The following is a 10,372-nucleotide window of genomic DNA, read 5'->3' on the forward strand; positions in this document are numbered from 1 at the left end:
TCCATTACGGGCCGCTGTGCGGCACCGACCTTCGAAGAAGGAGCGGCGCTCGCCCGCAGACCTCGACGGGGGTGATGAGCTGCATCTGCGAGAGCAGTCCGGCTCGTTCCTCTCCCGAGGAACCTACGGTTGCGGGTCAGCGCCGGAATCGGACCGGCTTTCCCCTCATGATGCGAGGCTCACTGTACCGCCCCGCGGGCACGACCCCGGACCTGTTCATGGATTCATGGACGAGTGCGCAAGACGTCCCAGATCAGCCGTGCCGCGGGAGCCGCAGCTTCTCCGCCGAGCCCGCCCTGCTCGATCATCACCACGACGACGTACTGCTTGCCGGACGCCAGTTTCGGACCGTACGAGGCGAACCACGCAGTGGTGTCCTTGCCGTAGACCTCCGCCGTGCCGGTTTTGCCGGAGATCGGGTAGGTGGCCGGAAAGCCGGCGAAGACACTGGACGCCGTGCCGCTGGGCTCGGTGACCACCCGCCGTAGTCCGTCGGTGATGGCGGTGCGGGTGGCCGCGGACAGCTGCACCGTCCCGGCGCGCTTGGGGCTGATCTTGCGCTGCGACGAGCCGTCCGCCGAGCGGGTCGCGCCCACCACCTGGGGCTGCCAGAGGGTGCCGCCGTTGGCCAGCGACGCGTACGCGACGGCGGTCTGCAGCGGCGAGACGAGCAGATCGCCCTGACCGATCGAGAAGTTCACGGCGTCACCGGCCTGCCACTGGTAGCCGTACTTGCAGTTCTCCTGCGCGAGCTGGGTGAAGTAGGCGGCTTGCGCCTTGTCCTTCACCTCCGGATAGCCGTTCTGGGCCCGGCGGCACATCGCGGCCTTCGTCTGCTGCCAACGGTTGTGCTTCCAGGCGCGGCTGGGCACCACACCGGCGGCTTCACCGGGTAGGTCGACACCGCTTTTTGCCCCGAAGCCGAAGGCGCGGGTCTGCTCCACGAAGGAACTGGGCGTCGCCTTGTCAGCGCCAATGCCGCCCTCGGCGATCCATTGCGCGTAGGCCCACCGGTAGAAGACGGTGTCGCAGGAAACCTCGAGTGCCGTGGGTAGGTCGATCAGGCCGTAGGCCGCCGATTCGAAGTTCTTGAAGACGCGGCTGCCCACCATGAGGCTGGAGGAGCACTCGTACTTGCCGCGCGGATCGACACCGTTCGCAACGGCCGCCGGCATGCTGACCACCTTGAAGGTGGACGCCGGGGGCTGGAGTCCGCCGATCGTTCTGTTGAGCAACGGGTTGCCCGCCGACGCACTGGTGAGGGACGTGTAATCGCGAGCGCTGATCCCACCCGTCCACACGATCGGGTCGTAACTAGGGTTGCTGGCCATCGCCACGACGGCGCCCGAGGAGGCGTCCAGCACCACCGCCGCGCCACCGGTGGCCGGCTTCTTGGCCGCGCGCAGGCGGCCGATCGTCGCCGAAAGCGCCGATTCGGCGGCGCGCTGCACCGGCACATCGAGGTGGGTGATCAGGTCGTGCCCCGGCACGGAGGCTTGCGTCGACACTGTGCGCACCGGGAGCCCGCGAGCATCGACCGCAAGCACGGTGCGTCCGGGGGTGCCGCGCAGCGTGCGGTCGTACTGCAGCTCCAGACCCCCTCGGCCAACCACATCGGTGGCGCGCAACGACGAATCCCGTTGCAGATCACCGGAGTTGGTGCGCCCGAGATAACCGATCAGTTGTGCTGCGTTCACTCCGCTGGGAGCCGGGAAACGGCGCACCTGCTGTTGCTGGACGGCGATGCCGGGGAAATCTTCCGGACGCTCGAGCAGGGTCATCGACAGCCCTGGATCGACGTTGCTCAGCACCGGGATCGGCTCGACCGGGCTGAGCGCATTGCAGACCGGAGGCGGCGGCGCACCGCGGCTGCCGCACGGTTTGGTGCGAGCAAGCATCTGCTCCAGATCACCGCCGACGAGTTGCTGGACGCGGGTGAACACCGCTCGTCCGCCGTCCGGGCTGTCGGCCAGCACGGTCGGGTCGACGGTGAGCACCGAGGTCGACCCGTTGGTGACCAGCGCGGTGCCGTCAGCAGCCAGGATGCGACCGCGCGTGGCGGCGGCATCGATGGTGCGGGTGTTGATCTGCTGGGCCGCGGCCCTCATTGCGGGGCCGTCGACCACCTGCAGTTGGAAGAGTCGTCCAACCAGGGTGCCGAGGATCAGCACGCTCACCAGCAGCAGCGCCCAGATACGGGTAGCGTAGGGCGACCGGCTTCCGGGCCGGTAGCCGCGCGGATAGGTGATGGAATCGCGGTCGCGCCACCTCATGCCAGCCCCCGATCGACCAGGTGGTGCTCGAGCCGGACGATCGGCGGCACCAGGGCAGCGCCCAGCAGTGCGGTGAGCAGCACGGCCGCCGCTGCTCCGGCGACGTCGAGGGGCACGCGCTCCAGCCAGGCCAGGGCGAGCCGGATGGACTGCATGAACGCGGCCGACAGCGCGACTGCCGCCACCGGCAGCAGCACCGATGCGCGCACCGATTTCTGCAGGATGCCGCAGGCAGCACCGACGCATGCATAGAGCAGCGCGGTCAGGCCGAGCGGGGTCGACCCGGGCGGCAGCACATCGACCAGGACGCCTGCGGCGAGCCCGGCCAGGGCCCCGACCGTCGATCCGGCACGGAGGGCGACCGCCACGACGACCACGAGCACCAGATCGATCCGCAGGCCCCACGCCGGTAACACCGTGACGGTGAGCAGCGCGGCCACCAGCAGTTGCACTGCCCGGACGACGGTGAGCCTGTGCGGGATCACCGTTCGCCTCGCACGATCGGTCGACTGCCCACTCGATCGGCCGGCACCACGACGCCGACGACGTCGAGGCGGGTCGAGTCGACATCGGGACGGATCACTGCGGTCGGTGCGCCCTGGCCACGATCGGGGTCGACGGAGATCACCGTGCCGACAGGGACGTCGCGCACATATGGCGTCTCGTCGATGCTGCCCAGGGTGCGCACCCGGTCGCCTTTCGCCGCCGGCGTCAGACCGGCGATGCGCAGGGTGAGCAATCCAGTTGCCCGCGAAGGGATTCCGGCCGGCGCGGTGGAACTCGCGGTGCCGAGCAGTCCGTCGGCCCCGACACGCACTCCGACCACCGCGGCGGGGTCGGTCAGCAGTTGGACGGTGGCCGAATGGCTCGTGACCGCAACCGTTCGGCCCACGAGCCCACCGGCGGAGATCACCGTCAGGTTGTCGGTGATTCCGTCCGAACTACCGACGTCGATCGTCACCTGACGCATCTGCCCGGCGGTCGTGCCCGGGGTGAAACCGATCACCTGCGCGACGACGAAGGTGCGTCCGTCGGCAGCTGCCGAGCCTCGAAGCGCCCGCACCGCAGCAAGCGTCGTGGAGTTCGTGGTCTTGTCGCCCAGGGCCCGGCGCGCGTCGTCGCGCTCCTTGGTCAGCCGTCGGACGGTGTCATCACCACCGCTCAGGACCTCTTGCACCGGGGTGAACACAGTTGCTGCAGCAGACCGCACCGGAGCGGTGACGCCCGGTGCGGCCTGGTCGATCAACACGACGGTCAGACATCCGGCCACGCCGGCGACGAGCAATCGCCGTCTGGTCTGCGGCCGGAACGCCATCGATCAGCTCTGCGCGTGCGCGTCGCCGACCGAGAGCGCGGCGTCGAGCGTCTCCAGACCTTCCTGCAACTGCTCGTCGGGGATGTTGAGGGCAGGCACGACGTGGATGCGGTTGTAGTTGACGAAGGGCAGGAGGCCGTTCTTCTTGCACTCGGCCACCACGGCGTCCATCGCCGGGCTCGATCCGCCGTAGGGTGCGAGCGGTTCGCGAGTTTCCTTGTCGCGCACCAGTTCCAGCGCCCAGAAGGCACCCAGGCCTCGCACCTCGCCGAGACAGGCGTGGTCGCCGACCATCTTCTCCAGGCGCGGTTTGATGATCTCCTCGCCGATGCGGGCGGCGTTCTCCACCATGCCTTCCTCACGCATGACGTTGACCGTCGCGACCGCGGTGGCGCAGGCGAGCGGGTGGCCGGAGTAGGTGAGGCCACCGGGGTAGGGCTTCTCGGCGAACGACTCGAAAACCTTCGGGCCGACGATCACGCCGCCGAGCGGCACGTACCCGGAGGTGATGCCCTTGGCGAAGGTGATGAGGTCGGGCTCGACGCCGTACTCGTCGATCGCCAACCACTTGCCGGTGCGGCCGAAGCCGGCCATCACCTCATCGGCGATGTAGACGATGCCGAATTCGTCGCAGAGTGCGCGGACGCCCTGCAGGTAACCCTGCGGCGGCGGCATGATGCCGGCCGTGCCGGGGACGGTCTCCAGCACGATGGCGGCGATGGTGGCCGGACCCTCCAGCTCGATGGTGCTGCGCAGGTGAGCCAGCGCGCGCTCGCACTCCTCCTGCTCGGTAGTCGCGTGGAACTCCGAGCGGTAGAGGAAGGGCCCGCGGAAGTGGACGATGCCGGCGTTGCCGTAGTCGCTGGCCCAACGGCGCGGGTCACCTGTGGCATTGAGGGCGGTCTGGGTGCCGCCGTGGTAGCTGCGGTAGCGCGACAGCACCTTGATGCGGCCGGTGTGCAGGCGCGCCATCCGGATGGCGTGCTCGATCGCCTCCGCGCCGGCGTTGGTGAAGAAGGTGTACTGCATGTCGCCTGGAGCGATCTCGGCAATCAGGCGGGCAGCTTCGGAGCGGGCTTCGTTGGCCGTCGCCGGGGCGATGGTGCACAGCTTGGCTGCCTGATCCTGGATCGCCTTGACCACCTTGGGGTGCTGGTGACCGATGTTGGTGAAGACCAACTGCGAGGTGAAGTCGAGGTAGCGCTTGCCCTCGTCGTCCCACACGTAGGAGCCCTCGGCGCGGTCGACCACCATCGGGTCGAGCTTGCGCTGGGCCGACCAGGAGTGGAAGACGTGGGCTCGGTCGAGTTCGTAGGCTCTGGACTTGGTCATGGAGATCCCCTTCACGAAAAGCGATCAGTACCGCTTGCTGTCTACCAACACTCTTTGCAGAGTGCCGAATTCCTCCACACATCGTCCCGCACCGCGGGCCACCGAGCGCAGCGGCTCCGGGTCGACGCGCACCGGCACCCCCAGTTCATGGCGCAGTCGCGCGTCGATTCCGCGCAGTGCGGCGCCGCCGCCGGTGAGGGCGATGCCGTGGTCGAGCACGTCACCCGCAAGTTCCGGCGGGCACACGTCCAGGGTCGCTCGGACGAGTTCGCAGATCTGCAGCAGCGGCCCGTCGATCGCCCGCCGCACTTCCTGGGAGGTCACGGTGACCGTCTTGGGCAGCCCGCTCACCAGGTCTCGGCCCCGCACCCGCATGGTGAGTTCTTCACGCAACGGGAAGGCCGAGCCGATGTCGACCTTGATGTCCTCACTGCTGCGCTCCCCCAACAACAGCGAGTACTCGTTCTTGATGAACGACACGATCGCTTCGTCGATCTCGTCGCCGCCCACCCGGATCGAACGGGCCTGCACGATGCCGCCGAGGCTGATGACGGCGACGTCGGTGGTGCCGCCACCGATGTCGACCACCATGCTCGCGGTTGGCTCGTCGACCGGCAGGTCAGCGCCCAGAGCTGCCGCCATGGCTTCCTCGATCACGTACACCCGGCGCGCCCCGGCGCGGGTGGCGGCGTCCTCCAAGGCGCGCCGCTCGACGCCGGTGACCTCGCTCGGCACGCAGACCACCATGCGCGGACGCAGCAATCGGGAGGGCCGCACCTGGGCGATGAAATAGCGCAGCATCCGTTCGGCGACGTCGGCGTCATTGATCACCCCGTCACGCAGCGGCCGCACGACGTCGACATGGCCCGGCGTGCGCCCGAGCATTTCGCGGGCCTTGCTGCCTGCGGCGATGAGTTTGCCGGTGCCGACTTCGAGGGCGACGATCGAAGGTTCGTCGAGTACGACGCCGCTGCCGCGCTCGTAGACGATCGTGTTGGCGGTGCCCAGGTCGACTGCGAGGTCACGCCCGGTGGGCAGCAGTCGGCGAGTCACCCGGCGATCGTAGCCCGGGCTCAGTAGCCCCGGTACGAGCCTTTGACCGCGTCCAGGATTCTGGGGTGCAGCAGGGTCGAGGGCGGCATCGGTCGGCGTGCGCGGTCGGGCGGGAACGCGCGGGCTGCTTGCAGGACGGCCTCGTCGATGAACTTCCCGGTGGGCGCGTCGGCGGGCACACGGAGCTGCGGGGGCGTGCCGACCTGCGCCAGGTGGAAGCCCCAGTCGCCGAAACTGGGCACATCCACGTGGTACGGGACGCTGGTCAGGCCGGACGCCTTCAGGGTCGACTCGATGGTCCAGAAAGCCTTGGGCGAAAAATACGGGGAGCCGCTCTGCACGACCATCCGCCCACCGGGTGCGAGCGCGCGGCGCATCAGCCCGTAGATCTCGGTGGAGTACAGCTTCGCGGTCGCGACGTCGTCCGGATCAGGGAAATCGACCACGATGACATCGAAGACGTCGCGCTGCCCGCGCAGCCAGGTGAAGGCATCGGCGGCGATGTACTTCATTCGGCGGTCGTTCATCGCGTCGTCGTTGTGCCGCAGGAAGTCGGGTTCGGTGCGGGCCAGCTGGACGACGGCCGGATCGAGATCGACCAGGGTCACCTGCTGCACACCGGGGTATTTCAGGATGCGGGCGGCGGCGAGCCCGTCCCCTCCTCCGAGAACGAGCACCCGCCCGCGGGGGCCGTTCATGGCCGGCGTCACCAGAGCCTCGTGGTAGCGGTACTCGTCAAGGGTCGAGAACTGCAGGTCTCCGTTGAGGAAGAGCCGCACGTCCTGCCCGTCCAGGCTCCGGGTGAGCACGATGTCCTGGTACGCCGACCGCTTGGTCAGCGCAATCGGGTCGCGGTAGATCTGCTGCTGCGCGCTGAGTTCGAACTGCGTGGCGTAGAACCCCAGGCCGCCGAGCACGGCCAACACGGCCACCAGACCCGAGGCCAGTCCAGCGCGGGCCGCCCGGCCGAGCTCGTCACGGAAGACCACCGCGCAGACCACCACACCGACGACGGCGTTGATCGCGCCGACCAGCAGCGTGCCGCGCAACAGGCCGAACCACGGCAGCAGCACGAACGGGAAAGCCAGGCCGCCCAACAACGCTCCGACGTAATCGGCGGCGAACAGGTCGGCCACCGCCGAGGTGGCGTCCTGGGCACGGATCCGCTGCAGCAGCGTCATGAGCAGCGGGATCTCGGCCCCGATCAGCAGACCGAGGACGAACGCGAGCACGACCAGCATCGGTTGGTACATCGACAGCCACGCAAAGGCCGCGTACAGCACGACCACGCTCGTGCCGCCCAGCAGCGCCAGCAGCAGTTCGATCACCGCGAAGTTGACCGCCGCCCGGCTGGTCAGCCGTTTGGAGATCAGCGCTCCGACGCCCATCGCGAAGACCATGACCGACAACACGATCGAGGCCTGGGTGATCGTGCTGCCCAAGAGATAGGAGCCGAGCGCGACGAGCGCGAGTTCGTACACCAGCCCACAGGCTGCACACACGAAGACCGCGCCCATGATCAGGGCGCGGGCACCTCGCGTGCGTTGGTCAGTTGATGGCGGCACAGATCATCGCCGCGGTGGCCAGGTTGGCACTGGCCGACACCCAGACCGCCGGGTGGCGCTCCCGCTCGACCAACAGGTGGCCGAGCTTGCCGGGCGTCAGAGCGTCGACGGCGACGAAGCTGATCGCCATGAAGATCAGGCCGAGGACGCTGTAAGCGGCGGTGCTGATCAATCCTTCACCGAGCCCGTCGTAGGAGCTGCGGATCGACACGACCACGATCATGGCGACTGCGATCACGTTGGCGGACAACAGGATCGCGGCATTGACATTGCGTTGTTCCCAGATGAGTTCATGCAACTTACCGGGCGTCAGTACATCGACGAGCGCGTAGCCGGCCAGCAGCAGGACGCTGCCCAACGCGGCGAATGCAGCGATGGAGCCGACGTCCGACAGCAGATCTGAAGCGGTCACTTTTCCTCCGTGGGTGGTGCGGGATTCACTTGCCGGAACCGGAGCCGCCGCCCCGGAAACCGCTGCCTTTTCGGCTGCCGTAGTAGTTGCGGGCATAGGTACCGCCGCGGTCGCGGTCACACGCTTCGCGGGCTTGCTCGGTCGTCGGCGCCAGCAGCCCCTTGGCCTTCTGCTCGGCGATGTACGCCGCACGGCACGCGGCCTCGTCCTTGCTGTCGCCGCATCCGGCGACCCCGATGGTCGCCGTCACGGCAACCGCGACCATCGCCAATCGGGTGATCGACCGTTTCATGACCTCTCCTGCGGATCGTCGGATTCACCGAGCACGGTGCGGGTGTGCACGACCTGTCCGTGCTGGGGGTAGACATGCCACGACTGCCACGACCGGCCGCCGGCCTGCGCGGCGAGCACAGTGAGGGCCAACGGGTCACCCGGGAAGCGCGCGACGATCGTCTGCTCGCCCCTCCACCGGGGAGCTGACTCATCGATCCAGCGCTGTAGTTCGTCCCGGTCGAGCTCGTGCACAGCGCTCGTCATGCGGTAGAGCTCGGTCTCGTGTTCGGGCGGCAGCGGGGTGTCGACCTGGGGCAGGTAAGCGACGGTCTCAACCAGACCGACAGCCGGGCCGTCCAGCACCACGACCTGGTGCGAGGCTCCGAGAATGCGCAGGTCGAGGCCGCCCACCCGGCGCTCGGCCACCGCCGGTTGCAGCTGCGTGGACAGGCTGAAGCGGAGGTCCTCGGCGCGGGTGTCGACGTACGGCGAGGCGAGTTCGACGACAGTCACGCGATCACCTGGATCTGCCCGGTGGGCACGGCGCGACCCAACGAGGCTTCCCACGGGCCGTCCCCGTAGCGGTCGAAGCTCAGCATCTGGTCGTCGCATTCGTAGTCGTAGTACTCGTAGTCACCGTGGTCAGACCCATCGCGTATCGCGTAGGTTCCACGGCCGTCGTCCTCCCGTCGGAAGGTGAGACCGTCAACCTTGAGCTTGCGGCCCCCGGGTGAGACCTCCACCAAGTCAGGACGCTCGGTCCAGGTGGCGCACAACAGCTGGCCCTCGTCCATCTCGACCGTGAGCCAGTGCACCCAGGCATGACCGAGGATCTGGTGCTCCTGCCAGCTCCAGCCCTCGCTGGTGAGATCGATCGACGACGTCACGGTGACGTCCATCCCGAGCAGCCGCAGCCGACTGCCGGGTCCGATCTGCTCGAGCGACTTGCCAAGCATTGCTTCCCCCGTTGTTCAGACTCCGACATCCCACCTGTCGGCCCGTCACCAGACATTATCCAGGCACTGGCAGACTGGACGGGCTATGAGCCGGTCCAAGAATACTTCCCGCCCCACCGCCCGCGAAGAATACGAAGCGGAGGTTGCGGCCTACGTACAGGCAGGTGGCAACGAGCAGGTGCAGCGCGTGATCACCGCCGTGCAGGGGCTCACCCGCCGACTCTCCCAGTGGTACGCCGTGGGCCTGCAGGACGTCGGCCTCACCACCGGGGAGTGGACCGTCATCTCCCGGTTGGCCACCGCCCCCAAGGACGCCACCACCACGCCGTCCCAGCTGGCCGAGGCCGCTGCGGTCGCGCCCAGCTCGATGACCCACCGGCTCGACAAGCTCGCCGAACGCGGACTCATCGAACGCTCCACCGATCCGGCCAACCGCACCCGGGTGCTCGTCGAACTCACCACCGAAGGGTGGGAGACGTTCCGACAGGTGATCCGCAACTCCGACCTGCTGGAGTCGGACGTGCTGTCGAAGCTGACCACTGGTCAGCGCGAACAACTGGCCACACTGCTGGAGAAGGCCATAGCCGGGCTGGATGACCTGACCGCCGCGCGCGACACCGCCGCGTCGTACTCCTGACGGCACGCGGGGTGGCCACCTCGCTCTGTTCGGCGGGTTTCGACACCTACGAGTTCCTTCGTCACTCGTAGGGCTCAACCAGCGGGCAGGTCAGGGCTCAACAGCGCAGCGCCAGCGCGGGTCAGGCCCGCGAGAACCAGATACCGATCTCGCGCTCGGCCGACTCCGCGGAATCGGAGCCGTGCACGATGTTGGCCTGCACCTTCTCGCCCCAGTCACGGCCCAGGTCGCCGCGAATGGTGCCGGGTAGTGCCTTCGTCGGGTCGGTGGCGCCCGCCAATGAGCGGAAGCCTTCGATGCAGCGCTGCCCCTCCACGATCACGAAGGTCGCCGGACCGCTGCTCATGAACTCCACCAGCGGCTCGTAGAACGGCTTGCCGACGTGCTCGGCGTAGTGCTGCTCCAGGCGCTCACGGTCGGGCGTGCGGATGTCCAGCGCAGCCAGGGTGTAACCCTTGGCCTCGATACGGCGCAGCACCTCCCCGGTGAGTCCGCGACGGAAGCCGTCGGGCTTGACGATGACCAGGGTGCGTTCGATCTGCGCGCTCACGAGCAC

General features: G+C 68.2%; 12 protein-coding genes and 1 riboswitch. Of the genes, 1 reads left to right on the forward strand and 11 read right to left on the reverse strand.

Going from position 1 to position 10,372, the window contains the following annotated elements; translation table 11 throughout:
* Nucleotides 1-74: 74 nt before the first annotated feature.
* A riboswitch (cobalamin riboswitch) is annotated at nucleotides 75-198 on the reverse strand.
* 26 nt (nucleotides 199-224) lie between these two features.
* From mrdA to J5M86_RS09835, 10 genes are read right to left on the reverse strand one after another with little or no spacing between them, the layout of a single operon-like run.
* On the reverse strand, nucleotides 225-2,273 hold the full coding sequence (gene mrdA, locus J5M86_RS09790) for a penicillin-binding protein 2 (protein ID WP_188060516.1): 2,049 nt from the start codon (nucleotides 2,271-2,273) through the stop codon (nucleotides 225-227).
* Complete coding sequence (gene mreD / locus J5M86_RS09795; protein ID WP_188060515.1) at nucleotides 2,270-2,758, reverse strand: rod shape-determining protein MreD; 489 nt, start codon at nucleotides 2,756-2,758, stop codon at nucleotides 2,270-2,272. The genes mrdA and mreD overlap by 4 nt, the downstream gene beginning before the upstream one ends.
* A complete protein-coding gene (gene mreC / locus J5M86_RS09800) occupies nucleotides 2,755-3,588 on the reverse strand; it encodes a rod shape-determining protein MreC (protein ID WP_188060514.1) in 834 nt (277 codons plus the stop codon). The genes mreD and mreC overlap by 4 nt, the downstream gene beginning before the upstream one ends.
* 3 nt (nucleotides 3,589-3,591) lie before the next feature.
* Nucleotides 3,592-4,920: an aspartate aminotransferase family protein gene (locus tag J5M86_RS09805; RefSeq protein ID WP_188060513.1), complete on the reverse strand. Its 1,329-nt coding sequence runs from the start codon at nucleotides 4,918-4,920 to the stop codon at nucleotides 3,592-3,594.
* Between the two features lie 24 nt (nucleotides 4,921-4,944).
* Nucleotides 4,945-5,973 carry a rod shape-determining protein gene (locus tag J5M86_RS09810; RefSeq protein ID WP_370587335.1) on the reverse strand — a complete coding sequence of 343 codons (1,029 nt, stop codon included), beginning with the start codon at nucleotides 5,971-5,973 and terminating at the stop codon, nucleotides 4,945-4,947.
* 20 nt (nucleotides 5,974-5,993) lie between these two features.
* Nucleotides 5,994-7,538 carry a polyamine aminopropyltransferase gene (locus J5M86_RS09815; protein ID WP_256433472.1) on the reverse strand — a complete coding sequence of 515 codons (1,545 nt, stop codon included), beginning with the start codon at nucleotides 7,536-7,538 and terminating at the stop codon, nucleotides 5,994-5,996.
* Nucleotides 7,522-7,950: a DUF350 domain-containing protein gene (locus J5M86_RS09820; protein WP_208965007.1), complete on the reverse strand. Its 429-nt coding sequence runs from the start codon at nucleotides 7,948-7,950 to the stop codon at nucleotides 7,522-7,524. Before J5M86_RS09820 ends, J5M86_RS09815 begins: the two co-directional genes overlap by 17 nt.
* A 25-nt stretch (nucleotides 7,951-7,975) precedes the next feature.
* The gene (locus J5M86_RS09825) at nucleotides 7,976-8,242 is read right to left on the reverse strand and encodes a hypothetical protein (RefSeq protein ID WP_188060510.1); all 267 of its coding nucleotides are present in this window, start codon (nucleotides 8,240-8,242) and stop codon (nucleotides 7,976-7,978) included.
* Complete coding sequence (locus tag J5M86_RS09830; RefSeq protein ID WP_188060509.1) at nucleotides 8,239-8,736, reverse strand: DUF2617 family protein; 498 nt, start codon at nucleotides 8,734-8,736, stop codon at nucleotides 8,239-8,241. The genes J5M86_RS09825 and J5M86_RS09830 overlap by 4 nt, the downstream gene beginning before the upstream one ends.
* Nucleotides 8,733-9,179: a DUF4178 domain-containing protein gene (locus tag J5M86_RS09835; protein ID WP_188060508.1), complete on the reverse strand. Its 447-nt coding sequence runs from the start codon at nucleotides 9,177-9,179 to the stop codon at nucleotides 8,733-8,735. Before J5M86_RS09835 ends, J5M86_RS09830 begins: the two co-directional genes overlap by 4 nt.
* 85 nt (nucleotides 9,180-9,264) lie before the next feature.
* Here J5M86_RS09835 and J5M86_RS09840 point away from each other — a divergent pair, with 85 nt between their 5' ends.
* Entirely contained in the window at nucleotides 9,265-9,816 is a 552-nt protein-coding gene (locus tag J5M86_RS09840) for a MarR family winged helix-turn-helix transcriptional regulator (protein ID WP_188060507.1), read from the forward strand.
* Nucleotides 9,817-9,937: 121 nt separating this feature from the next.
* On the opposite strand, the gene ndk is transcribed toward J5M86_RS09840, so the two are convergent.
* Nucleotides 9,938-10,366, reverse strand: coding sequence for a nucleoside-diphosphate kinase (ndk, locus tag J5M86_RS09845; protein ID WP_188060506.1), 429 nt, complete (start codon nucleotides 10,364-10,366; stop codon nucleotides 9,938-9,940).
* Nucleotides 10,367-10,372: the final 6 nt, after the last annotated feature.

The sequence above is a fragment of the Yimella sp. cx-51 genome (assembly GCF_017654605.1).
Lineage (GTDB): Bacteria > Actinomycetota > Actinomycetes > Actinomycetales > Dermatophilaceae > Yimella.